27 protein-coding genes and 1 pseudogene are annotated in these 25,281 nt (G+C 37.3%); 11 read left to right on the forward strand and 17 right to left on the reverse strand.

Annotated features, from left to right (window positions below; genetic code table 11):
• Positions 1-331 precede the first annotated feature (331 nt).
• The 7 genes from DET49_RS03560 to DET49_RS03590 all read left to right on the forward strand — a co-directional run bounded on the left by DET49_RS03560 (position 332) and on the right by DET49_RS03590 (position 9,419).
• Positions 332-1,540, forward strand: a complete 1,209-nt coding sequence (locus DET49_RS03560) for a di-heme oxidoredictase family protein (RefSeq protein WP_013073438.1) — start codon at positions 332-334, stop codon at positions 1,538-1,540.
• The gene (locus DET49_RS03565; RefSeq protein ID WP_013073437.1) at positions 1,537-1,974 is read left to right on the forward strand and encodes a ubiquinol-cytochrome c reductase iron-sulfur subunit; all 438 of its coding nucleotides are present in this window, start codon (positions 1,537-1,539) and stop codon (positions 1,972-1,974) included. The genes DET49_RS03560 and DET49_RS03565 overlap by 4 nt, the downstream gene beginning before the upstream one ends.
• The gene (locus DET49_RS03570) at positions 1,946-3,199 is read left to right on the forward strand and encodes a hypothetical protein (RefSeq protein ID WP_037317188.1); all 1,254 of its coding nucleotides are present in this window, start codon (positions 1,946-1,948) and stop codon (positions 3,197-3,199) included. The genes DET49_RS03565 and DET49_RS03570 overlap by 29 nt, the downstream gene beginning before the upstream one ends.
• Before the next feature lie 426 nt (positions 3,200-3,625).
• The gene (locus DET49_RS03575) at positions 3,626-4,150 is read left to right on the forward strand and encodes a sigma-70 family RNA polymerase sigma factor (RefSeq protein ID WP_013073435.1); all 525 of its coding nucleotides are present in this window, start codon (positions 3,626-3,628) and stop codon (positions 4,148-4,150) included.
• A gap of 331 nt (positions 4,151-4,481) precedes the next feature.
• Positions 4,482-6,866 (forward strand): TonB-dependent receptor, encoded by a 2,385-nt coding sequence (locus tag DET49_RS03580; protein WP_041579150.1) that lies wholly within the window; start codon positions 4,482-4,484, stop codon positions 6,864-6,866.
• 72 nt (positions 6,867-6,938) lie between these two features.
• Positions 6,939-8,006, forward strand: coding sequence for a PepSY-associated TM helix domain-containing protein (locus DET49_RS03585; protein ID WP_013073433.1), 1,068 nt, complete (start codon positions 6,939-6,941; stop codon positions 8,004-8,006).
• A 249-nt stretch (positions 8,007-8,255) separates the two neighbouring features.
• Positions 8,256-9,419: a PQQ-dependent sugar dehydrogenase gene (locus DET49_RS03590; RefSeq protein ID WP_198036139.1), complete on the forward strand. Its 1,164-nt coding sequence runs from the start codon at positions 8,256-8,258 to the stop codon at positions 9,417-9,419.
• Positions 9,420-9,856: 437 nt separating this feature from the next.
• On the opposite strand, the gene DET49_RS18650 is transcribed toward DET49_RS03590, so the two are convergent.
• Both DET49_RS18650 and DET49_RS03600 read right to left on the reverse strand, forming a co-directional pair.
• Entirely contained in the window at positions 9,857-10,084 is a 228-nt protein-coding gene (locus tag DET49_RS18650) for a heavy-metal-associated domain-containing protein (RefSeq protein WP_229792205.1), read from the reverse strand.
• A gap of 98 nt (positions 10,085-10,182) precedes the next feature.
• Positions 10,183-10,434, reverse strand: a complete 252-nt coding sequence (locus DET49_RS03600; protein WP_133546766.1) for a hypothetical protein — start codon at positions 10,432-10,434, stop codon at positions 10,183-10,185.
• A gap of 268 nt (positions 10,435-10,702) precedes the next feature.
• On the opposite strand from DET49_RS03600, the gene DET49_RS03605 reads away from it, so the two are divergent.
• The 4 genes and pseudogenes from DET49_RS03605 to DET49_RS18910 form a co-directional block, all read left to right on the forward strand.
• A complete protein-coding gene (locus tag DET49_RS03605; RefSeq protein WP_057482991.1) occupies positions 10,703-12,610 on the forward strand; it encodes a cytochrome c/FTR1 family iron permease in 1,908 nt (635 codons plus the stop codon).
• The gene (locus DET49_RS18560) at positions 12,611-12,898 is read left to right on the forward strand and encodes a sodium/bile acid symporter family protein (RefSeq protein ID WP_013073428.1); all 288 of its coding nucleotides are present in this window, start codon (positions 12,611-12,613) and stop codon (positions 12,896-12,898) included.
• Between the two features lie 12 nt (positions 12,899-12,910).
• Entirely contained in the window at positions 12,911-13,561 is a 651-nt protein-coding gene (locus tag DET49_RS03610; RefSeq protein ID WP_013073427.1) for an arsenic resistance protein, read from the forward strand.
• Between the two features lie 173 nt (positions 13,562-13,734).
• A pseudogene (locus DET49_RS18910) lies at positions 13,735-13,950 on the forward strand (hypothetical protein); the annotation flags it as partial.
• Here the strand turns inward: DET49_RS18910 and DET49_RS03620 are convergent.
• The 15 genes from DET49_RS03620 to merA form a co-directional block, all read right to left on the reverse strand.
• On the reverse strand, positions 13,899-14,429 hold the full coding sequence (locus DET49_RS03620) for a hypothetical protein (protein ID WP_013073426.1): 531 nt from the start codon (positions 14,427-14,429) through the stop codon (positions 13,899-13,901). The pseudogene DET49_RS18910 and the gene DET49_RS03620 overlap by 52 nt on opposite strands.
• 306 nt (positions 14,430-14,735) lie before the next feature.
• Positions 14,736-15,221: a heavy-metal-associated domain-containing protein gene (locus DET49_RS03630; RefSeq protein WP_041579141.1), complete on the reverse strand. Its 486-nt coding sequence runs from the start codon at positions 15,219-15,221 to the stop codon at positions 14,736-14,738.
• A 41-nt stretch (positions 15,222-15,262) separates the two neighbouring features.
• Positions 15,263-16,102: a hypothetical protein gene (locus DET49_RS03635; protein ID WP_013073424.1), complete on the reverse strand. Its 840-nt coding sequence runs from the start codon at positions 16,100-16,102 to the stop codon at positions 15,263-15,265.
• Positions 16,103-16,113: 11 nt separating this feature from the next.
• Entirely contained in the window at positions 16,114-16,512 is a 399-nt protein-coding gene (locus tag DET49_RS03640) for a hypothetical protein (RefSeq protein WP_013073423.1), read from the reverse strand.
• Between the two features lie 25 nt (positions 16,513-16,537).
• A complete protein-coding gene (locus DET49_RS03645) occupies positions 16,538-16,915 on the reverse strand; it encodes a heavy-metal-associated domain-containing protein (protein ID WP_013073422.1) in 378 nt (125 codons plus the stop codon).
• Positions 16,916-17,049: 134 nt separating this feature from the next.
• Complete coding sequence (locus DET49_RS03650) at positions 17,050-17,397, reverse strand: hypothetical protein (RefSeq protein ID WP_013073421.1); 348 nt, start codon at positions 17,395-17,397, stop codon at positions 17,050-17,052.
• Positions 17,398-17,903: 506 nt separating this feature from the next.
• Positions 17,904-19,103: an MFS transporter gene (locus DET49_RS03655; RefSeq protein ID WP_013073418.1), complete on the reverse strand. Its 1,200-nt coding sequence runs from the start codon at positions 19,101-19,103 to the stop codon at positions 17,904-17,906.
• Between the two features lie 172 nt (positions 19,104-19,275).
• Complete coding sequence (locus tag DET49_RS18390; RefSeq protein WP_156858131.1) at positions 19,276-19,488, reverse strand: hypothetical protein; 213 nt, start codon at positions 19,486-19,488, stop codon at positions 19,276-19,278.
• A gap of 347 nt (positions 19,489-19,835) precedes the next feature.
• Entirely contained in the window at positions 19,836-20,108 is a 273-nt protein-coding gene (locus DET49_RS03665; protein ID WP_013073416.1) for a thioredoxin family protein, read from the reverse strand.
• Positions 20,109-20,266: 158 nt separating this feature from the next.
• Positions 20,267-20,641, reverse strand: a complete 375-nt coding sequence (locus tag DET49_RS03670; protein WP_011709211.1) for a metal-sensitive transcriptional regulator — start codon at positions 20,639-20,641, stop codon at positions 20,267-20,269.
• Between the two features lie 62 nt (positions 20,642-20,703).
• Positions 20,704-20,910: a GDCCVxC domain-containing (seleno)protein gene (locus DET49_RS03675; RefSeq protein WP_075325753.1), complete on the reverse strand. Its 207-nt coding sequence runs from the start codon at positions 20,908-20,910 to the stop codon at positions 20,704-20,706.
• Between the two features lie 13 nt (positions 20,911-20,923).
• A complete protein-coding gene (locus DET49_RS03680; RefSeq protein ID WP_013073414.1) occupies positions 20,924-22,270 on the reverse strand; it encodes a dihydrolipoyl dehydrogenase family protein in 1,347 nt (448 codons plus the stop codon).
• Positions 22,271-22,376: 106 nt separating this feature from the next.
• Complete coding sequence (gene merB, locus DET49_RS03685) at positions 22,377-22,988, reverse strand: organomercurial lyase (RefSeq protein WP_013073413.1); 612 nt, start codon at positions 22,986-22,988, stop codon at positions 22,377-22,379.
• A 19-nt stretch (positions 22,989-23,007) separates the two neighbouring features.
• The gene (locus DET49_RS03690; RefSeq protein ID WP_075325754.1) at positions 23,008-23,625 is read right to left on the reverse strand and encodes a DUF2652 domain-containing protein; all 618 of its coding nucleotides are present in this window, start codon (positions 23,623-23,625) and stop codon (positions 23,008-23,010) included.
• Positions 23,615-25,258, reverse strand: coding sequence for a mercury(II) reductase (gene merA / locus DET49_RS03695; RefSeq protein ID WP_013073411.1), 1,644 nt, complete (start codon positions 25,256-25,258; stop codon positions 23,615-23,617). Before merA ends, DET49_RS03690 begins: the two co-directional genes overlap by 11 nt.
• Between the last annotated feature and the right edge of the window lie 23 nt (positions 25,259-25,281).

A 25,281-nucleotide genomic window follows, 5' to 3' on the forward strand; every position in this document is an offset into this window, starting at 1 on the left:
AAAAACCGATTCCCTGTAATATAAGGAATCGGGAGTTCTCTGGTATTTCAATTCAAGTACTTCTAAAGGAGGGGCGACCAGAATTATACTCATATTATTGAGAACCTTCATAATACTCCTAATAGGTAGGCTGTCTCATAGGAGTAAATACAAAGCTTCCAAGTTAGAAACTTTAAACGTACAAACGAGGTTTTCGCCGTTGGTAAATCTTTTAAGAAGCTTAATACTATATATTCCTACAACTTTAAAAATATATTCTTAAGATAATAACTTTCAATATTTAGATTATTAAAAAATAAATTTTAGATTTGTCTAAATAATATTTTAGGTAATGAAAATAGAATGGTTAAGTCTAATTATTTTTATCGCTTTTTTTACATCCTGTGAAAAATTAGCTGATGAATATGGTCCTGTTCCTCCAAAGGAAAATGAACTTCTTGATGGCCCTGTAGAAGGATTATCAGTTGAAGAGCAGATTCAGTTCTTGAATGGGGATATAGCGTTCAATGATGAAGTATTTACCGCAGAAACTGGACTCGGCCCCGTTTTCGTAGGTACTAGCTGTGTTAGTTGTCATTCTGGGGATGGTAAAGGTCACCCGTTTAATCAATTTATAAGATTCGGTCAAAGTGATACTTTAGGAAATCCTTTTGCAGACTTTGGGGATGGTAAAAATCAATTACAGAATAAAGCAATTCAGGGGTTTCAGCCTGAAAAGCTACCTCCAGGAGCACCCTTCACAACCTTGGTTGCGCCTGCGGTCACAGGATTAGGTTTTTTGGATGCTGTTCCAGATGAAAGTATACTTTCTCTAGCCGATCCTTATGATGAGAATGGCGACGGAATAAGTGGTAGAGCTCATTTCGCATATCCTCCTGAATATGTTCAAATTCGGCCAAATAGTATTTCACGTGGAGGTAAATATATTTTTAGGTTTGGTAAAAAGGCAATTAGTTATGACTTATTGCATCAAACAGTAGGTGCGTATAATCAAGATATAGGTATTACATCATTATTTGAACCTATAGATCCTTATAGCGGGCTGGAAGAGGACCCGGAAATCAGTACTCAGGTAGTTAACGAGGTGGTTTTTTATTTAAAAACCTTAAAAGCTCCGATACCTCGAAATCAAAATGATCCTGATGTTGTATCTGGCAAACAAATTTTTTCCCGAATTCAATGTGCTGCCTGCCATACCCCAAGCATGAAAACGGGATATTCGCCTATCGAAGCACTATCTAATAAAGGATTTCATCCCTATACAGATTTACTACTTCATGATATGGGTCCTGGTCTGGACGATGGATATACCGAAGGTTTTGCTGAAACATCCGAATGGAGAACCCCTCCGCTATGGGGAATTGGCCTTTCTGAAAACTCACAAGGAGGAGGTTTGTTTCTTTTACATGATGGCAGGGCAAGAAGTATTGAGGAAGCCATTTTGATGCATGGCGGTGAAGCCAAAAATTCAAGGGATGAGTTCAATGCCCTATCGAATCAGGAAAAAAAGCAACTACTTGAATTTATAAATTCATTATGATGAAAAGAAAAAAATTTATCCAAACCCTTTCCTCTGTTGCAATAACAATACCAAGTTTAGGTTTTTTACATTCATGCAGTGGAATTTACTATGCTACAGCAAAGGAAGAGGTAGATAAGTTAACCATAGCGAAGCATGAGTTTATTCTTGAAAAAAATAACAAGGTGTCTAAAAGAGAGTTTGTCCTTATACAAAATAACAAATACAGATTCCCTATTTGTCTATATAAAGTTGGTGAAGACTATATAGCTTCCTTACTAAAATGCACTCATCGAGGGTGCGAGCTTAATGTTGGTGGGGGTATCTATAGTTGTCCTTGCCATGGAAGCCAATTTTCCAATGAAGGAACCGTATTACAAGGACCTGCTGAACAAAAACTAAAAACATTTCCAACGAAAACAGACGATGAAAACATCTATATTTTATTCTCCTAATTATTTGATCATTACCTTAATATTGTTCACCCTCAGTGGAAATTTAATAGCCCAAAACGAGGATGATATACTTAAAAGAACGAAGTCAGATACAACAGATACTCAACTTAACATGGATGCGGTATACAATCGACCAGCTCTAACAATAAATAAAGCTCCGGTATCTATTGGGGGATATCTTGAAGCCAATTCGATATATGCAGTGGAAGATGGATTGACAGAAGGATTATCTTTTCAAGCACGACGTTTAACATTATTTCTGTCTGCCTCAATTAACAAAAGAATTAAATTTTTAACGGAAGTAGAGTTTGAAGAGGGAGGTAAAGAGATTGCCATAGAATTTGCTGCTATGGATATCTCCTTTGATCCTCTTCTCAATTTACGAGGTGGAATAATCTTGAATCCAATCGGTGCTTTTAATCAAAATCACGATGGTCCTAAATGGGAGTTTGTAGAAAGACCTGATGTGGCAGTAAAATTACTACCCGCCACTTTTTCTAATGCAGGTTTTGGAATGTATGGTAAAACAAATACTGGAGATTGGATTATCGGATATGAAGCATACCTCTCAAATGGATTTGACAATAGTATAATTAATAATTCAAAAGATCGAACCTCTCTTTCATCCGTTAAAGAAAATGAAGAGCGTTTTGAAGAAAATTTCAGCGGTGACCCTTTAATTACTACAAAACTCGCTATAGGAAATAGAAATATAGGTGAGGTTGGTTTTTCTTATATGGGCGGTACATACAATCGTGTAATGGAAGATGGACTACAGATAGATGAAAAGAATAGGAGGGTGGATGTCTTCGCTATTGATCTTAGCACTACTATTGAATCAACCGGCACTTATATTGTTGGAGAAGGCGCTTATGTGTGGGTGGATGTGCCAAAAACATTTACGCAACAGTTTGGAAATAAACAAGCAGGATTTTTTCTGGATGTAGTTCAACCAGTGTTGCAAAAGAAAATGTTCGGTTGGGAAAATGCATCCTTAAACGTCTCCGCTCGGACAGATTATGTTGATTTTAATATTGGTAACTTCACTCAAACTAATACAAATATAGGGGATGATTTAATTGCGGTTACTCCTTCCATAAGTTTTAGACCGTCACCTGCAACGGTTTTAAGGTTGAATTATCGTTATCAGTGGCAGAATGACATTTTAAATAATCCAGCCACAAAAACGGCCACCTGGTACCTAGGTTTTAGCACCTATTTTTAAGAATGATATGCTTTTTTAACTAATGGAGTGGGCTGCTCGGGGTAGCATGATTAGTTTATCTTTCGGATAATTACAATATTACGAAGCAGAAGGCTTAAAATTTCTCAGTTTTTTAGAGAAGTTGGAGAAAATGTTCCAGGCGCAAAGCTTAGTCAATAAAATGCTTAACATGAGTCTGCAGCCATATTTTAAAAGAAAATTCAATTTAAATGTATCTTTTTAGAAAATTAAAGGTCTCCGTAGTAAACAATAAAATTTATAAGTATGAATGATTGTAAATGTACTAATTGTGATTGCACTAAATGTAATTGCATAAATTGTTTAGATAACAATTGCCCTTGTACAAAATGTGAATGTGGTAAATGCGATTGTTGCTGAATTGAATAAAGGTTGGTTTAAAAGCTAACCTTTATTTATTTTTGAACTATGGAGACTCAAAAAGTTTGGCACAATTTCAATGAAGAGTTATTCTTCTTTATTCTCAAAAAAGTAAAAAATGAAAGTGCTACAAATGATATTTTTCAAAATACATTTTTAAAAATCCATAAAAAATTACATCAACTTGAGAATGATGAAAAAGTAAGAGCCTGGATTTTTCAAATTGCTCGAAACGAGATAGCAAACTACTTCAATAAAGAATCTGTTTATTTACCGAGTGTTAATTTACAGAATGAAACTGCTTTAGAAAAATATCAGTCAATATGCTGTTTTGATAAATTCGTATATGAACTACCAGATATTTATAAAAAGATAATTGAATTGATTTATATCAAAGGACTAAAACAAAAGGAAGCGGCTGAAATCTTAGAAATAAGTCTTACAAATGTCAAGGCTAGAACACGAAGAGCTAAAGATATTTTAAAACAAAAATTCAATGAATGTTGTAAATACGAGTTTGATAAAGATGGCAAATTAATTGGAGAATCCAATTGCTCTATTTGTAAATCATAATTAAAAATACATCCGCCCACAAATCCATCGCAGATAACAGGTATTGTTAAATAATAGGATTTTAGCATTTCATAATGAAACGATTAAAAACTGAGAAAGGGATAGAATGGTAACTTTAGTTGTTTCCCAATATCATATTTTTTATGCCAATCCTTTTTGAGTAAAAAATTGCTTTTAATCATTATATTAAATCAAAAAATAATCTACCAATTATCTTCAAGAGGGCTGTGATCACTCCACTCCACTCCATTGAAAAAAATCAAATTTTCTTGGTGTAATTAAAAGAGGCTTCTATATTTGCATTTATTTTTAATAAATCTAAATAAGAATAATGAAACACATTACTTTTCTCGCCTTAATGGCCTTAAGCCTCTCTGCTTTCTCCCAATCAGGATTAAAAGGGGAAATAAAAAATGAAACAAATGAACCTATTGCCGGTGCCTCTATTTATATCGAGGAATTACAAAAAGGAACTACTACAAATTTTGACGGGTTTTATAAACTCCAGGAGGTTCCCCCTGGAAACTGGAAGGTAACGGTCAAAATGTTGGGTTATCAAACTATAGAGCAAATTATAGAAATTGGACGAGATTCCTTAACAACCTATAGTGTGAACCTTCAGGATACGTATGGAAGTTTGGATGAAGTGGTGATTTCTGCAAGCAGGAACCCGGAATATCTTTCAGAAATTCCAGCTTCTGTTACTGTGGTGAACTCAGAAAAGCTGCGGGAATTTACTAAAATCTCCTCCAATATTAACGAGATTCTAGCATATACAGTGCCCGGTCTTGCTGTAAGCACAGGAACATTTTCCAATTGGGGACAAACATTAAGAGGTAGGTCATTACTCGTTATGGTAGATGGAATCCCTCAATCCACCCCGCTACGTAATGGACAATTGGGAATTAAAAGTATTAATCCTAACGATATAAGCAGAGTTGAAGTAATCAAAGGAGCTACTTCAATATTTGGAAATGGTGGTAGTGGAGGCTTTATCAATTATATCACCAAAAATCCAACCACTTCAGAAAAATTGAGCGGCACTACTGATATTTGGGGAACCTCCCAACTTTCCAATAGCCAAGATGCCTTGGGATATGGGGTATATCAATCCTTTTCCGGACAATTTAATAAGTTTAGTTACTATATAAGCGGAAGTATAGAACATACCGGGAATAAATACGATGCTGAAGGGATTCCCTTACTTCCTACTTATGGATTAGATAATACCGATATTTACAGCACGTATGGAAAACTGGAATATCTCCTTTCTTCTAATCAAAAAATAACCATTAACGGGAATCTTTATAAATCACTTCAGGATTCTCCTTTTATTCCGGTTTTTGCAAATATTCAGGTGTTTAATGACCAAGGGGATTACTCTTTAGAACCGGGTTATGGTATCGAAGGATCAATTCCTGGACAGGAACCAACTGGTTCCGAATTGATAAATGGGAGGTTAAAATACAATTTAAATAATATTTTCTCCGGTACCACAGATTTTGAAACCGATCTATATTATTCCAAAGCCAAAAGTATTTTCTTTTATTCTGATAAATTCGAAGACGGAGGGCAATCCGTGATCAATTCAGAAAAGTATGGCTTAAGACCTAATTTTAATACTCAGTTCAATTTGTATGGCGATATGAATATATCTCTGATCTATGGACTGGATCTTTTAAGGGATAAGACTAATCAGGGGCTGTTAGATGGAAGGCTTTGGGTGCCGAATATCGAACTGATGAGCGTAGCACCGTATTTACAAACCACTTTAAAACTAGATAAAAAATGGGCCTTTAAAGCTGGATTACGATACGATGATTTAAAAATGGATATTGCCAATTATAATACACTTCCCTATTCACCTAAAGGAGATGGTAACTTTAATCCTTCGGTCTCCGTTCAGGGCGGAGAGTTGGCGTTCGATAATCTGGCATTTAATATGGGAGTCCGGTATATTGAACATCAGGAATTCATTCCCTACATTAGTTATTCCCAGGGTTTCTCCATAGCTGATTTAGGTTCTATTTTAAGATCTGCAAGAGCTGAAAGTATAGACAACATTCAACTGGAGCCCGCAGTTACCAATAACTATGAATTCGGGTTTATTTCAAAATTTAATAATTTTCGTTTAGAGGCTGTAGGATACTACAGTACCTCTAATTTAGGTACTGGTGTTGTATTTAGTGATGAACTAAACTCGTTTATACCTTCTGAACAACCTCAGAAAATATTCGGTGGAGAGGTAGCAATAGATTATGCTCTCCCAAGCAATAAACTACTTATTGGGACTTCTTATTCGTATGTGGAAGGGCTTAAAAACCCAAACGATGATGAAAATAATTTAAGTTATGTTGGTGGTGATGTCATTTCTGCTCCAAAATTAACGGCTTATGTTACCTGGAAGCCAACAGAACAGTTTAATACTTCATTGAATGTTATGAGTTTAGGAGATCGAAACAGGTTTTCTCCTTTTCAGGATGGGGAAGGAAATTATGCTTTTAGGCATACGGAATTTCCTGTAAATGGATATACCCTGGTAAATCTAACGGCCACCTACCAAATTAAGAGTAATATTGATGTTTTCTTGGGTATCAATAACCTTCTTAATGAGTATTATTTACCGGCAAGATCTCAATGGGCGGCGCCATTAAGGTCTTTTACTACAGCTGGGGAGGGAGCGAATGCCCGTCTTGGTGTAACTTATAATTTTTAAAAGGGGTGGTAGTCGTTATTAAGAATTGATATTCAGAAGTAACGACTACCATTTTACACTAAAATTTATTGCTTGAAAGCATTTTCAAACATAGTTAAGAAAGTACATCTTTTTTTAGGAATAACATGTGGGGTTTTGGCATCCATTTCAGGTCTTACTGGTTCCATGTATGTATGGCAGCCGGAAATAACGTCGGCCTTAAATCAACGCTTACTACAAAGGGAATCTACTAATACTCTTTCGGAAAAGACATTATTAAAAACTTCCTCAGAACTTTATAGGAGTCAGAAAGATACTATAGCAAAGATATTCCTACCTTATCGAGAGCAGGAGACGGTTTCCATTATTTATAAGAATGGTCAAACCCTTTATTATCACCCGGAGACGGGAGTACCTTTAGGAAAAAAATCAGCTTCCATAAAATTGTTTGAAGATTTGTTGAAGATCCATCGAAGCCTTGGAATTCCTAAGATTGGCAAATACATTGTAGGTAGTAGTGCTATTATATTTTTCTTGTTTCTTCTTACCTCCGGTTTATTTCTATGGTGGAAAAAGTATAAATCAAATTTTAAAAAGGGAATTAAAATTAAATGGAAACGAAATAGAAAAAGATTTAACTACGATGTACATAAGTCACTTGGAATATTTTTTTCCCTTCCTTTGGCTGTAATGGCCTTTTCTGGTGGATATTTTACTTATAACAGCTACTATAAGGATGGTTTGAAGTTAATAGATGGTTTTATAGGCAATAAACAACCTGAAAAAAAGATTGAAGCAGGTACCGGGATCGATATACTGCACTTATTGGAGACTCCAGACAACCAATATGCACTCCGGGCAATTTATTTTCCTCAAGATGGAAATGAAGTGTATCAATTTAGATATATCAAAAACCGATTTATAAACCCCGGTCTAAGAAAAACCAGGGAATTAAAATTAGATAATAATAGTAATACCATTTATTCCTCATCCTTTAACGACGACCCGGTTAGCGAACAGATAGCAGCACAATTTTATCCGATTCATATTGGAGAAATGGCAGGCATGCTGGGGAGAATTTTAGTTTTTATCTCCGGGTTTGTCCCCCTAATATTATTTATTACCGGTCTCAGATTTTATTATTTTAGAACGGTAAGATAACGTCGAACAGGTGTTTAGTTTCAATTTTTTTAAACTTTTAATCTTAAAAATTCCCCGATAGCTTCGCCACGGTACTGCTAGCCGGACAGGCGGATATAGTTGGTTTTAAATTTTTTTTTCCTCTGTCGAACAGCTCAATTAGAATCTTATATGATGAAAAAAATAAGTTTCATTTAACCATGTATTAACAATCCATCGAAACCATATGTTATATTTTTAATGAGTTTAAATTTTGAAAATCAATCACTTATGAAAAAAGCTTTACTGTTTCTCCTTCTTTCAACGAGTATAATCATGGCACAAAAGAAGGATAGCCTTATTTCAGAAAATATTACGGGACATATTTATAAACCTAAGATGGTTGGGGCCACCGAAGAGAGGATATCGCAACTTCAATTACCGCAGGGGTTTAAAATAGAAAAATTCGCAGATAATCTGGGAGAACCCAGAATGATGGCTGTAAGCCCCCAGGGAAATATATATGTTTCTCGAAGGGAGGGAGACGTAGTGATGCTTAAGGATACTAATGATGACGGGAAACCTGACCATCAACAAACGGTAGTAACTAAAGAAGGAGCGCATGGGGTAGCTTTTCATGAAGATATGTTTTACCTTGTTACGGTAAATGATGTTTTCAGGGCACAGTTAAAAGAAGATGGTACTATTGGAGAACTGGAAAAGATTATAGGGAACCTACCAGATGGTGGTCAGCACCCCAACCGCACGATTGGTTTTGGCCCAGATGGGATGCTATATATATCGATTGGAAGCACCTGCAACGCCTGTGATGAAACACGGGAAGAAAATGCCACTATAGTACGGACTAATGCTGATGGGAGCAATAGAACCATATTTGCATCGGGACTGCGAAATACCATTGGTTTTGACTGGCATCCTGAGACGGGGGAACTTTTTGGGATGGATAGCGGAATTGACTGGCTGGGAGATGATGAACAAAAAGAAGAATTAAATCGTATCACTGAGGGAGCTGATTATGGGTGGCCGTATATCTACGACGATGGTAAATATAATAAGGCAGATGAACCGCCAAAAATGACCTGGAAAGAATACGCGCAGAAAGCTACAGAACCGGAGATGTTATTTACAGCCCATAGCGCTCCAATGAATTTAAAGTTTTACAGAGGGAAAATGTTTCCCTCGGAATATAAAAATACTGCCCTGGTAACTTTTCGGGGATCCTGGAATAGACGGCCAGCTTCCGGACACAAAATAATGAAAGTAACTTTCGAAAATGGGAAGCCTGTAAAGGCTGAAGATTTTGTAAAAGGTTTTTTAATGGAGGAAGGTACTTCCCGATTCGCCAGGTTAGCCGGTTTGGTAGAATTGCCCGATGGATCGCTTTTAGTTAGTGATGATACCAATGGCGTAATTTACCGAGTATCGTATAACTAATAATCGATTTACTGAACTCTGAAATAGTAAAGCCAGCCTGTCCAGCCGGCAGGTAGATTTAGGTTAATGATTTAAATTAACTTTCAGAAATGATAACAAATAGCCATATAAAGTAAATGATTAGTAATCCGTTAGTTTTTATAGTTTCCAAACATATTTTCCTTTTATGTGTATCAGATTGTTACCAGAAAAGAATATTCTACTTCTAAAATTTAAAAAAATATGGCGGACTCGATGTGGAGTCCGCCATTAATTAGTGTTCATTATTACTACGTTTTTAGTGGCTAATAAATCTGGATGATATTTAATTTCCACTCATTAGTCAAATTATCATCTTCTTCATCTGAACTGTTCCTTTCACTTTTACAATTCCGGGTTTTAAGCTGGTAGAAGTTCCTTCAGCTATTGTAAAAGTTTCTTTCCCGGTTTGAATTGGCTTAATTACCATCCTGTTCAACGAGAGTACCTTTTATAACAATTTCGGCTTTTTTAGCAGAAAAATCATTCTTATTCACTTCTTCCTGGATCTGCCTAAGGCTCAAATCATTATTTTTTGCCAAATCTAAATAAGCTTTACCGTCATTAAGACTCACTTTTACACTTTCCAGACCTTCCATATTTTTAAGTCCGCGTTCCAGACCATAGGCACAGGGGGCACAGTCCATTCCAAACGCTTCCTGATCTACTTTCTGAATCTGAGCATTGGAACTAAAACTTCCAAATACAATAACTATTATTACACTCCCATCCGGAAGTTTTTCAATTAAGTAGGATTTTTACTAACTGGAACCATCACAAAAGTACCCTTACCCACTAAAGCAGGAACTCTAATTGGTAAGAAAAATACAGCTAAGAATTTGAAAATTTCAGGTTCCTTCTCAAGGCAATACTTCTTTGTGTTTAGCTGTGTGAGGGCAGTTTCATCTTCGGGGTTTCTATGGCTCAAGGCCTGAATAAGATATTTCAACCTCCAGTAAAAATCGCCCTTTGGAATTGTCTCAAAGTTAATAATCATTCTTCTTTGTGTCAAGTCCCTTGTCATGGATGTTTCATCTGTTAATTTTTTAAAGTTTGTTTATACTATAACCAATAACTTAAATTAAGAAATACCCGATAGTTTTCTTTAACAACCCCAGGGATTAAATCTTGTACCACCGGATTAAGGCACCGAAAGGAATCCCATTATCCTTTTGGAGCTAAACGAAAAAAAAAATCTGTATTAGTGATTATAAATTTTTTTATAAAATCACAGAACTGTATATTTGCCCTTATTTAGATTTAGTATGAATAAATATAGGGTATTCTTCTTCTTTGTCATTTTCATTTCAATAAATACGTTTTCGCAAAATACGGCTAATGACACAGATTTGCGCACTTTGGTGACTCTCCTGGATTACATTTCCAAGGATTATCCAGTAGCGGTGGAGAATGGCGAAATAATCAATGAGTTTGAATTCGCCGAAATGAGCGAGTTTGCAAAAAAATCCATTGCACTTCAGCAGGATCTATTGCCGACAATTAATAATACCAGGTTTGAAAAGCTTGATGAACCCCTGCGGGAATTGCAACAAGCTGTTGCGGACAAAAAAAATCCAGAAGCGATTTCTACAATTGCTTTAAATATCAAAAACAAAATTCTCGATCTTGGAATTTTAAAAATTACACCTAATCGTTATCCCTCGTTAAAGAATGGAGCCACCCTGTACCAGAATAATTGCGTATCCTGCCACGGAGGCAAAGGATATGGGAACGGAGCTTTAGCCGGAAATTTAAATCCTGCACCGACCAATTTCCACGAAGCCCAGTTGTCCCCACTTCAGGCTTACAATGTCATCAAATTGGGGATTGAGGGCACGGGGATGGCTTCTTACAACCGTCTTACAGAAGAAGAGCTTTGGGACTTATCTTTTTACGTGCTGTCACTAAAGCACAATGAAGAAATTTCAAGAGCTCCATTGCCTTCCAATTTGCATCTTGACAGCATCAGCAAATGGAACGATGAAGAATTGCAACATTTTTTGAATAAATCTTTCAGCAATATAACAGTTGGCCAGGTGCGGAATTATGAACCTGAAAGGCCTGAACCTCTAAATGTTGCTATGACCAACCTTGATCTTTCATATCAGGAATTTCAAAAAGGCAATAATAAAATTGCCGAAAAATATGCCTTGACATCCTACCTTGAAGGCGTTGAGCTGGTGGAGAATATATTGGGTGCATCTGCGCCTTCATTAGTGAGGGGTATTGAGCGGGATATGATTGCTTACCGAAAAGCACTTCAAAACAACAACAAAATAGGTGCGGAAAATTATTATAATGCCCTTAAAGAAAAAATAACCTCTGCCAAAACTGTTTTAGCAGAAAAGGATTATTCCTTTGCATTTATATATGGTGCTGCATTATCAATCCTTATCAGGGAGGCCTTGGAAGCGTTGCTTATTATCCTCATTATTCTCCGTGTTCTAAGACCTATGAAAATCAAACGCGCAGTGATAGCCGTCCATTCCGGATGGATTTTCGCAGTACTAACTGGTGTGGTGAGTTGGTTTTTTGTAGATAAACTTATCAATTTAAGCGGTGCGTCAAGAGAATTGATGGAAGGTGTTGGAGCTATTCTGGCTGTACTGGTATTGCTCTTTGCAGGTATTTGGCTTCATTCCCATTCTGAGATATCGAAGTGGAAACACTTCATAAAAAATAAAATAAACCGCATTTCTGAAACCGGAAATATGATAGGTTTGTTGATTTTCTCGTTCATCGTGGTGTTTAGGGAAGCTTTTGAAGTGGTTCTGTTTCTTTCATCACTGAAACTGAGCAATCCCGATGTCGCAAATTCTGCTATTAACTGGGCCTTATTGACTTCCGTTATTATAATAGCCATTATAACAATCGTGTTTCTGAAATTTACTAAAGAACTACCTGTAGGAAAATTCTTCAAATTGGCTTCCTATATGGTAGCAGCCCTGGCAATTGTTTTAACAGGCAAAGGAATTATGGCCTTTCAGGAAGCAGGTTACATCCCCATTTCACCCATAGATTTTGCTCCCCGTATAGAACTATTGGGGATTTACCCGAATTTACAGTCTATCCTGGCGCAGCTCCTCGTACTTGGTATTATAGTTTTTTTCCAATGGAGGAATCTGAATCAAAAAGCAGACAAGTCCTCACAAGAATTGGTTACAGAAGAGTAAATGGAAAAAATCAATAAATACCAAACAGGTGTCATTTTATTGGCAGTTGTACTGGGATTATTATTGGGGAATTTGGCTATTTTGGAGAGATATGCATCGAGCTTTATTGTACTCTTGCTTATGGTAATGCTTTACGGCTTATTCTTAAGTATAAACATCGGCGAGCTTAAAAGTGCTTTCTTCAATCTCAAATTTTCAGTTAGCAGCCTTGTTATTAATTTTATCTGGACTCCCCTGTTTGCTTATTTGCTGGGATACTTGTTTCTGGATAACGAGCTGGCCATCTAGATAGGGTTTGTGATGCTTATGGTAACTCCCTGTACAGATTGGTACCTGGTGTTTACCGGTGTTGCAAAAGGAAATGTGCCGCTATCTACTTCTATTCTTCCAATCAACCTGATATTGCAGATTCTTTTACTTCCAATATTTTTGTTACTATTCTTTGGAAGATCAGGAAATGTTGAATTCAGGTCACTGGTTGAAAGTATTCTTCTGGTGCTCCTGATTCCTTTTTTATTAGTATTAGTTACCAAAAAAATAGTTAGCCGAAGCAATACTTCAGGGACGTCTTTTACCGGCTTTTTTGTAAAATCCCAGGTGTTGTTTTTATCATTGGCAGTAGTCGCAATGTTTGCTTCAGAAGGAAGAAATCTACTGGAAAATCCTGATGTTATTTACAAATTGCTATTTCCCGTGATTATATTTTTTATCATTACTTTTTTACTGGCACAGCTGGTCAGCAGGTTTTTTAAATTCAGTTATCAAAACAGGGTAAGCCTCACATTGACAACAATGGCAAGAAATTCACCTATTTCATTGGCCATTGCAGTTTCCGCATTTGCTTATGAACCATTGGTTGCATTGTCATTAGTTATAGGTCCTTTAATTGAATTGCCAATTTTGGCTTTAACCTCGCAACTGTTGTTGAAAATAAGAAAGAAAGTAATTTAGCGGGATTTGGATTATACCCATTTAAGGATAACCATATTCTATACACATGAAGTATTACAAACCATTCGAGATTCAATGAACAATATGTGCGAAAGATTATCGTAAGGCAGCTATTCTGTTGCTACTGGTAGAGTTATGTACATGCCGGTCCTCCATCGGCAGGTCACTTTACTAAGCTGGTGCACAATGGGATTGAATTTGGTATGCTACAGGCTATCGACGAAGATACAGATTTGCTTTCACAGTTCCGCGAAAAGCTTGATATACAAGGTATACTGGATACCTGGAATCATGTCCCGGTGATCAGATCGTGGTTAATCGAACTTTTAGGAAGGTTTTACAGGGGAACGGGAAGGTTGTGCGTCAATACAAGGCTTATGGTAGTTTGAAAAGCACTGGCACCCAGGGCAGGCATTTGACTGGAATTTCCCGTAGGAAAAGTTTCGGTTAATTTAATTAAACTTCTTAAGGCCTCTCCTTTATCATCCTTTTGAAAGAGTTGATATTTTGTAAATACTTTTAAATCTCCAAATCCCGACTGGGAATCCAAGCCATCGGGCGAAATTGAGACATAGGGTATTACCGCATCTACCTGCCATTTACTGGTAATGTTATAAGGAACAATAAGTACCTGCGCGTAAGCCTTGGCATTTTCCTTAGAAGTTATATTGCCAAAAGTACGCACTCCACGTCCCTGCACACCTAATATGATAGGTGTATCCGTAAAAATAGGCGGGCCCTGAGCATTCATATTAAAACCCAATATGAATATTAAGCAGGTAATAATAATATTCTTCCCGGAAATCTTCACCATTCCAGAAAGTAGTTTATTATCATCATAAAAAAGACCAAAAAAGTGGTTAGCCATAATATCGATTTGTTTTTTGTTGAATTTTCAGGATTTTGACTACATCCACATTCGTTTTCATCTTTGTTATTTTCTAAAGTCGAGAATTTGGTATCCTTATACACCCTATAATGAGCGACACCTAAGAATAAGAAAGACATGCTATACATATACGGTCTTACTGGATGTAACCATTCAAAACCAGAGGAAATACCGGTGACTCCCGCTACTCCAGTTAATATAGCAGGGGTCCAGCAACATAAAAATGGAACCCCTGCACTAAGAAAACTTGCGCCCAATAAGCTGTATTTTTTAATCTTCATTTAATTAAAGGATTTCAGTAAGCTCAATTTCCCACTTAGTGGTTAGCTCCCCGTCTTCTTCATCCTGAACTATCCCTTTAACTGTAAGGACTCCGGGTTTTAACCTGGAACGTAAGTTGGTAGAAGTTGCTTCAGCTATCTTAAAAGTTTCTTTCCCGGTTTGTATTGCATAAGTGCCATCCTGCTCAACGAAGTTGCCCTTTATAACTATTTCGGCATTCTTAGCTGAAAAACCATTCACTTTCACTTCTTCCTGAATTTGTTTCAAGCTTAAATTATTGTTTGCAGTCAGATCTAAATAAGCTTTGCCTTCATTCAGACTTACTTGTACCTTTTCTATACCATCCATTTTTTTGAGTCCGCGTTCAAGGCCATAGGCACAAGGTGCGCAATCCATTCCAAAAACTTCCTGATCTACTTTGGTGATTTGGGCGTTGGAACTTATGATTCCAAACACTGTCACTACGATAATTAATGCTATTCTTTTCATTTTACTCTTTTTTTATGTTTAAAATTCTTCTTTAATATCTGTTATAACCAATAACTTATGTTCAGTGAGACCCTATATTTTTCACGGGGCGTATTCGGAATAAGATCCTGGTATACCGGGAACAATGCCCCGAAGGAAATTCCCCAGGGACCGGTAAGTCCTAAAATTGAAGGACCAACCAATACTTTTTTACTCCGTTCATCTGTAGAAAAAAATTGTCCGTTAACTTTATTATCTCCGGGAAATTCGGCCAGTGATTCTACAAATATCCGCCAGTCGGGTTTAGGATAATCCCCCATAAAAACATCGGGACGATAACCTATCACCATGCTTGCATAGGGTAAATCGCCTAATTGCTCGTTGTCCTTTTCAAAATAATATTGGTAACCGCCACCTAACCAGGCGTACCAGGTACGTGAGGCATATCCCGTAGAAATGGCCCCATGGATAGAGTTCCCTACATTCACCTGTCCGCGAACATCCTCAGTAGGGGCAGATACACCTAAAATTGCTGTGGATTCAAACCTCTTTCCTACCCCAAAAGCATTTGAAAAAAAACGATACCACAAAGCAGCCTCGATATCTCCATTGGAAGGCATCATGCTATTTCCACGGGTTCGTGGAGCATTTTCCAGACGCTCAATCACAGTAGGAGTGGTAAGGGTAACCTGTAAATCTTCCGTAATGCCATAGAAAAATGTATACCGAAGCATATAAGAGGCCTCGTCTTCGGTCGCTATACTCATTCCGGAAGCGTTCATGTTTATACCGCCTTTTGCCAGGGTGGGGGTTTGTAATCCATAAATTGGGCCATGCCCCTGGGCTTCTACTTTATACAGTGTCGATAACCCTATGAATAGGATCAAAAAATAATTTTTCATGTTTTGTAAATTTAAACTTCTAAAAATCTTTGAATGGGCAATAGTAAATAAGCAGCAAACAATCCAAGGACATAAAGGCCAAAGGAAAACCAAAGAATGGCTTTGCTCCATCTTGTTGCTGTATCACATGCGGTCTCATTTCCGTTTTCATCGATCTCGCAGGTTTGGTTTCTTTTTCTTCCGTAGAACAACCAGAAATTAAAGCCTATCATAATCCCGGCAATCAGGAAGGTCCAGTCTTTATATTTGCTCATGGTAATGAGCCAGGGCAGGTCAGAAGCCAATCCCGCAACCACAGCTCCCATTCCCAGGGCAACCAGTAGCGAAGGCAGGGCGCAACACAGTAAGGTGGAAACCGAGGTAAAAAGGGATCCTATACTTACGAAGTCTTCTTTTATTTTAGCAAACATCTTTATTGTTTTTATACAGGTATCTCTATCCGTTTACAGAAGCCCCCTTTTCGGTTACAACTTCCACTTCAAACCCACGGTCTTTGATAAGGGAGAGTATCTTTTCTTCTGAAATCTGCTTTGGATCATATTCAATTATCGAGGAGCTTTTATCAAAGCTTGTCTCACTTTTTATAATGCCTTTTTGTTCCTTCAGCATCGTATCGATACCATTAGCACAACCGGACTGGCAATGCATGCCTTTAATTTTTAAGTGTAAGATTTTTTCCGTCATCTCCTTTTGGATTTTAAATTCAATTTGATTTTCATTTTTCTGATCCATAGCGCTAGCGGTATTTCCAGAAAACGCAAGGGTCGTTCCGGTTAACAATACCGCGAATAATTCTTTATGTAAACCTATCATCTTATAATTGATTTTTAAAAATTAACTATGTCAAAATTAGGGGCAGCAGGGGGGTGGTAACCAAATTAGATTTTATTTTTTTCTTTAAAAAAATCCTACTGCTTAATCTTCTAAAAATCTGAAATATTCTTTTTTCATTTTTTCTTTCGGATAGTATAATGAATGGTCTGGGCAATTATCAGCCCCTCGCGCACTATGTAGGAATCTGCTCCGTCATCTATTTGTGAACTGTCTGAATATGCAGTCCATTCCAGAAAAGCTATTTCATCTTCAAAAAGAAAATTGATATAGTTAAACTCCGCTTCGGGGAAATCCTTTATCAGCATTTTATTTAATTCCCTTAGTCCTTCATGTCCTTTATCAATACCATGCGTAGTAAGAAGGATCAAATTTTTGGAAAAGTTTCTATGCAGGTCCTCTTCTATAGATCCCTTTTTAGAAAGTTCCAGATGATCTTTTAATACTTCTTCTGTAGTTCTCATAGGCTAAAAATTTTATATTTAAAATAGGCTTTAAAAAATTGTTTGCAGCACATTCTATTTTTTGGGATCATCCCTTATTGACACCATTTTTCTTGTTGAGGCCCAAATACTGGTCACTGCTGCCAGTATGATTATATTTTTCATTACATATTGACCTTTCATAGTTAATACAAATGGGAAATGGGAGAACATTTGTTCGGGAAAAATGAAGAAGGTTGAAAAAGTTCCTAACATATGCAGGAAAAATAAGCCTAAAGCCCATTTCAAAAACTTCCCCAATTACAAGGATATGCCAATAAGGCTTTGAAAAATAGCCAATATAGGCATACAACTTCCTTGTGGAAGGAAATGGCCGCTCAGGGTACAAATGGTTGAGGAAGCCAAATCTTCTGCCGGGCTCAGACCAATAAAAAATTTAACCATCCCAAACCAGATGAAAATTATGCCAATGCTCCACCTTAAAAAAGTTATGGCCTTACCAGAATCTAAATGGATGTTATAGCTTATCATTTTATTGATAATTTCATTTCTGTCTGCAAAAGTTTTGCGGCTACAATCGTAAATACTGCCTGTACAACCGCAAAAATAATTAACGCCTGATCTAATCCTAATTTCAATAATTCCCCAAACAATAAGCTCCCAAGGCCAAAGCCGGTAAACAATGCAAAAACATTCAGTCCCATGGCCTGGCCTCCCTTTGTTTTACCACCCAATTCGGTTACTATACCTGCAAATAGAGGTTGAGTGAGGTCGTATCCCAAAGAGATCAAGGTGACTGCAAGGGCCGCGACAAGAACGGGTATTTCCAGGGCGAGACTGGCTGTTGCTATGGCCGCTGTTGCCAAGCCTGTTAAAATAATAGGATATCGCCCCCTGCGATCGGCTGCGCGCCCTATAAGGGAACCAAAGAAAAATCCTGGCAGGCCATAACCCAGAATGGCCAAACCAATTTCTATTGGCCCCAGATCATACTTTTGTACAAAATAGACCCCTAACCAGGTATAAATACCTGAATGGAAGATCCCATTCCAGAATACAAATAAATAGGTCCTTAACCCGCGTGGGAAAGCAAGTAGCCTGTAAAACCCACCTACCATTTTTTTGAATGAAGTACGATTGGATTTATGAGGTTCCTGTTTCCAGCCCATTCGGGCTACTTGTATCCACAAAGCCAAAGCGGCCAAGAGGGCAGTTGCCAAAAATAACATACGCCAGCCTGTATAAGGTTCCAACATTACCCCGGCGGTAGAACCTAAAGCCATTCCCCCTTCCATAGCGGCAAATAAAAGTCCCAGGGGTCTCCCTCTCTCTGAAGGTTTGAACATATCTCCTACAAGGGCCAGGGACATTGGCACCACACCGCTTGCCCCTAAACCCGTTAGCAATCGTAACAGGATGAGTTGTGAAGCAGATTGCACCAGGGCGGTTATCGCTGTTAATACAATAAAAGCCAGTAGGGATATTTGAAGTATGCGTTTTCTTCCAAATTTATCGGATATGAAACCATAAAACAGGACTGAAACTCCGTAAGCCAGCATATAAGCTGGTACTATAAGACCAATCCGCTGTTCTGATACATTAAAAATAGTTGCCAGTTTAGGAATAAGTGGCGCTATCATATACGCCTGAAAAAATATTAAGCCCGCTGCCATGGCCAGGGGAGCAAAAATGGTTTTTAAGGGTTTATTTGAATTGGGATTTTCCATTACTCTGTATTATTTTTACTGGGAATTTTAAAGCTGTTATATTTATTTGGCTTCTTGAATAAACTGCCATCTCACAGTTATAAAGATGTCAAACATAAAATCTAACCTGGGGTGGTATCCTAATGTTAGCTTTCTTTATTAAAAAAAAGGAGCAACTTTTTAGCCGCTCCTTTTAAAATTTTTTTACATTTTTTTTAAGCTGCCATTTCTTTACAGCTTTCGGCACAGGTTCGACATTTTTCTGCGCATTGCTGGCAAACTTCACTGTCAAACTTTGCACATTCATCAGCACAGGCTTTACATAAGTCGGCACAAATGGCACATAGGCGTTTTGAATAATCAGACTGGCTTGCAAGTAGTTGAACACAGGCTGTGCATAAAGCAATACAATCCAGACAAAATTTGTGGCATTCTTTCATGTCTGGTTCCCCCAAATGTTGGTCAAGGCAAATTCTCGCCGCAGTAATGCAGGCGTTGCAATCATCGATACATTTTTGCATTTCTGAACTTAATGGTTTCATAATTTAAATGGTTTTAGTTACTTCCTGATTTGCTCGGAAATCAGAAATAAAAGATTAAGAGCCGAACCTCTTTTCAAATATCGACTCATAGCCCGGGGGGTAGGCAAGCCGATTAATAAAGATTTAACATTTTAATTTGATTAAAAAAAAAGGCAGCCAAAAATGGCTGCCATAAAAAGTTTCAGATTTTAATTTCAGTACGATGGTTTTGCTAACTGGCTTTTCCTATTCCTGCTTCGATAAGTTTTTCTTTGCTTATACCATTGTTTGTACAGCACTCAAGCAATTTTCCATCAACCGCCACCGCGGGAATTCTCTTTACACCGTACTCCTGCACTTTGTCTATACAGGTCTTATCCTCACATTGTTCCACCAGGTTATAGGTGGTAATCTCGCAACTATCGCAGGACAACTCTTTCACCATTTTTACAACCGGATCACAAACCGGACAATTTGCCGTAAATATTTCTATTTGTCTTTTCATTTTTTTTTGAATTTAAATTAACAATCAGTTTTATCCTTCTTATTAAAGAACAATCCAAAGATAAGAGCGGAACCGGGGTGGTCTCCAAATAAAAAAACCTGCTTTTTTACGACAGATTTTTATTAGTATTAAAATTAAATGGAAAATTTTTGAATGTTTTACTCTGATCTATTTTCGGAAATGTAAGATTCCAGCCTTCGTTTAAGTTCATCAATCTCCTTCATTTTATCGGTAAGGCTGTTAAGCTCAAGGTCGGGAAATTGTTTGCGAATAAATTCAATTCGCTCTTCATTACCGCAATTACCGGGACAGGCTTCCACAGTTTCTGAAATTGTGATCGCCAGCGCTTTGCGGTACACTTCATCTAAAAGAAGAAAATGCGCCTTATCAAGTCCTTTTTGCGCCGCTTTGAACTGGATCAGAATCTTTTCTGGATCTTTATTTTCATCCAGCATTTTTATAAGTCCGTTAAGCTGGCCGCTGATGCTCTGCAAGCGAGTTTTTATATCTTTACTTAGATCTCTAGGAATCATACTTTTAATTTTCAGCAAGATACATCTGGAGTGGGGGAGGTCACCAAAAGTATTTTAAATTTTTAGCAGCAATTTGTTCCTTCCTGAATGGGTGGACAGGCAACATTACCATAAGAACAATAAACACAGCAATCACCTTCTTTTGGTTTTAATAAATGCTTGCAATTATCACATTGGTAAAAAAACTGACAGGCTGTTGTGGGCATTTCCTCTTCTTTTGTGTGTCCGCAACCAGGACATGTAATGGTAGAAACTAGTTCTATTTCCATAATCTATTTATTTTTAAAGCATATGAGGGATATCTGATGACAAAGTTGGATACGTAAAGATCATCGTCCTTAACTCATTGATTTTCATTTTGGTCTTTATCGCCATGGCAAATAAATTGATGGTTTCCTCCGTGTTAGGTCCTATTAAATGTGCGCCAAGAATAGTCTGATTCTCTTTATCAATGATAGTTTTGTAGGCATATTCCTTAACATTCAGTCTTTTTGCATTGAACCAGCTTTCCGCATGGTTATAATTGACCTGATATTCTATCTGTTTTGATTTGGCTTCTGCTTCGGTTAATCCTACTGATGCCAGGGTAGGCAAAGTAAAAACTACGGAAGGCATTGGTGGATAATTAACTTTTTTCTTGTTCCCTTTGATGATATTTGATGCCACAACATGCCCTTCCATTACTGCAACAGGGGTAAGGGGTAATCCTCTTGAATCTGCCGAATCTCCCGCTGCATAAATATTGGCGTTAGAGGTACTTTGAAGGTATTCATTTACCGCAATTCCTTTTTTTGAAAAAGATATCCCTGCTTTTTCCAAATCTAAATCAAATATGGCGGGAGGACGACCGGCCGAGTTAAAGACAGAGTCAGTCTTATAAGTGGCCTCTTTTCCATTTGATTTTCCTGTAACTACATAATGATCTTCTTTCTTTTCAATTTTAGAGACTTCAGTTTCCAAAACAAGTTTAATTCCCAGGTTTCGGGTTGCATTCACAAGATGTTGTACAATGTCATGATCAAAGTTTTCTAATGGGTGATCACCACGATGCAATATGGTAACATCGGCACCAGCCCGTGCAGCGATATGAGCAAATTCAAAGGCAATGTAGCCACCTCCAATAAATAAAAGCGATTCAGGTAGTTTTTTCAGGTTAAGGAAATCTGTACTTGAAAGAGCCAAATTTCCACCCTCAAAATCCAGTACCCGGGGTTTTGCTCCGGTTGCGATCACAAATTTATCGGCTTCAATAACTTCATCACCTAACTCTAAGGTGTTATCAGATAAAAATTTAGCTGAAGTATGATAGGTGTCTATGTCTTTATTCTTATATCCTTTTTCAATTTTAGGAGGCATGGCATCCACAAAAGATTGTTTAAATGCCATAATATCTTCCCAATTGACTTTAGGCACTGTATCTATTCCATTTCCTTTAAGCCTTTCTGCAAAATCACGTACTTCCGTTGCGCCTATAATCACCTTTTTGGGATCACAGCCTCTTAGGGCACAGGTTCCACCATAGGGAAGTTCATCGGTAATGCCTACCTTAAGGCCTTTGGAGGCACATTTATTGGCAGCGGTCATACCTGACATACCAGAACCTATTACAAATACATCGTACTTTTTCATAATTTAAATTTTAGATTGGTTAGTTTTTAATTTATATAAATCTCGTTTTCTTTCCTAAAAACCAAAGAAGGTTTAGAATAACTTTATGATATACATACAAATAGAATTAACAACATTTAAACCCGCTAGAATTGGAAAAAAAATCTTCTACTTTTGAAATTTTTCCTAATGGATTTTTTTCTAACCATTTGTTTGCGGCATCCTCTGAACCAAAAAAGAAGGAGTGCCGGCAGAAACTTGATTTGATATCACAACTATCGGCCTTTTCGACCCATGAAATAAAGAGGGGAACAGGCCTGGTCCATTCTAGAAGATTATCTGAAATAGACAATTTTACAGGAATGTCGGTTATAGGATCTATTGATATTATTTCCCATCTATGCATTAGATACCGGGGTAATAAAATACTATCCATTGCACACCAGGCATACAAAGTTTTATTGTCAAAGTTTAGTTGATGTACAGTTTTATTTAAAGAAAGTCCTAAATAACCCACAATTTCACCTTCTTTATTGACCTCTCCGTATTGCTGTATTATTTGATGTGCTTTATCTATAGGGACATCCATCACTTCAGAAAAGCGACCTCGAGGCAGGGGTCTTCCCTTAAGTAATTCCCAATACACTTTATCACTATTGGGAAGGTTCATTTCCTTGAGCATCTTTTCAAAACCATTCACAAATTGATGACCGTCAAATATTATTTCCTGTTTCTTCATATGCTTTTAATAATTACAATTAATAAAATTTTAGAAATCGATAATTTATAATCCCGACTTCATCAATAACCTGAGATGTTTTTTCAAATTGTAAATTTCTTATATAATTAGTTCCGTACTGGGTAAAGAAATCTTCCGTAGCAAGGATATACTCTTTGAGTGCCAAATCATTTTTCAATAATCTATGGGCTATAATTACTTCCTTACCATAGAGTTTGCAAAAATCATTGATCATAACAGATCCCAATTCTCCATAATGGAGAATGAACTTTAAACTAAGCTCTCCTAAAAGCGTACATGCCCCACACGAACAATCTGTTTCAATTATTTGCTTTAATTGATGGTGAAACGCTCGATGCATTAAAAAACATTGTTCTATAATTTCATCTACAGTATAATCTTTTTTGAAACTATAAAACAGTATGGCATCACCTTCTATTTCTGAAACCTGAAGCCCTAATTTGTTGTTTTTAAGTATTGCCTCCAGCAAGAGTGCGATAGTAATCTGACTGTATTGTAGATCTGCCTCGTTAATATATTTAGTAAAGCCAGTAATATCCGGGATTAGCAATAATCCCGGCATGATCCCTTTCTTCAATTGAATACATCGTGAAACTCCCATACTATTAGCTGGCACAACAGCTTAATTTAGAAACATCCTTTCCAAAAGTAATAGCTGCCAGTTTTATCCCTTCTCCTAAGGTTAAATAAGGATAAAAGCTTTCTGCCAAATCTTTTACGGTTATACCAAACTTTATGGCCATACTTAATTGTTGTATCAATTCACCTCCTTCGGGTGCGATTACTCTGGCGCCAATTAATTTATCGGTTTCAGTATTACGTATGAGTTTAATAAACCCTCTGGTATCCTGTGCGGCCAAAGCCCTGGGAACATGGCTAAGGTCTAATTTAGACACTTCGAAGGGAAGGCCGGCTTCTTCGGCTACTATTTCGTCCATACCTGCCCCAGCAACTTGAGGGTCCGTAAATACTACCCAAGGCAATGAAGAATAATCGATACCGGTTTTTGAAAGTGAGAACGCATTGCTTACAGCAGTACTTCCTTCAGTGGCTGCAGTATAAACAAAAGGAGGGGTCTGGGTAACATCCCCGGCAGCAAAAATATTGGATATATTGGTTTCCATCTTTTCGTTCACCAAAACATGTCCCACCGCTGAAAGGTTCATTTTGATCTTATCCAGTCCTAGTTTAGAAGTATTAGGTTTTGTTCCTGTGGCAACCACTATTTTGCCTTTTTCAATAATTTGTGTGGTAGTACCGTCGGGACAGTTACAATGAATAATAGTATCCGCTCCCTGTTTTTCAAATTTAAAGGCTCGAAAATTAGGCAGGATTTCTATTCCTTCCTTCTTCATTTGTGCTTCGAGCACATCTGTTATGTCCTTGGTCTGGCTTCTTAAAGGCCTGTCGGTGAATTCTATGATACGCACTTTTACGCCCAATCTATTGTATGCCATGGCAATTTCTAACCCGATATAGCCCGCACCCATAATGGTCAGGCTTTGCGGTTTTTCTTCTAAATCGAATAAGGATACATTGGTTAGATAGCCAACCTCATTTAATCCTTCAATATTAGGGATGTAGGTGGTAGCTCCGGTCGCAATAAGAATGTTTGTGGCTGTGTAAGTATCTTTCCCATCAACAATAATGGTACCTTTATCCACAAACTCAGCCCATCCTGTTAACATGGCCAGGTTCTTAAAATCTTTTACCACATCCATATATTTCTGTTGCTGCAGGGCCGCTACCAGGTCTTTTTTATCTTTAATAACCTGGCTAAAATCTATATCTACACCTTTAGGCCTGATCCCTTGAAAATTAGAATGGGTTGCGTGATATGCCGTTTCGGCAGCTCTTATTAAGTTTTTTGAAGGAACACAGCCTACATTAACACAAGTGCCGCCAAAATTCAAGCCCGCGTTTACCATAAGGGTTTTAAGACCTAAACTTTCAGCTTTTATGGCTGCTGAAAATGCGGCTGACCCTCCACCAACAATGATAAGGTCAAAATTATTTTTATCTGAAACCTGTTGGCCGTTACTAGCTTTATATTGGCCAGACATTTCTATGTTATCAATAATATCTTGCTGAGATGTGGTGCTGGAATCAAAGATGAATTTTCCTTCGCCTTTAGGATAAGATACATCTAATGCTATAACTCCTTCTAATTGCTTTACTTTTTTTTCGATGCCTGTAGCACAACCGGTACAGGTCATACCCTGAATGGGCAAAGTGATCTCTTTCTGCATATTTATTTTATTTTTATATTGAG

This window comes from Salegentibacter sp. 24 (genome assembly GCF_004362395.1).
Lineage (GTDB): Bacteria > Bacteroidota > Bacteroidia > Flavobacteriales > Flavobacteriaceae > Salegentibacter.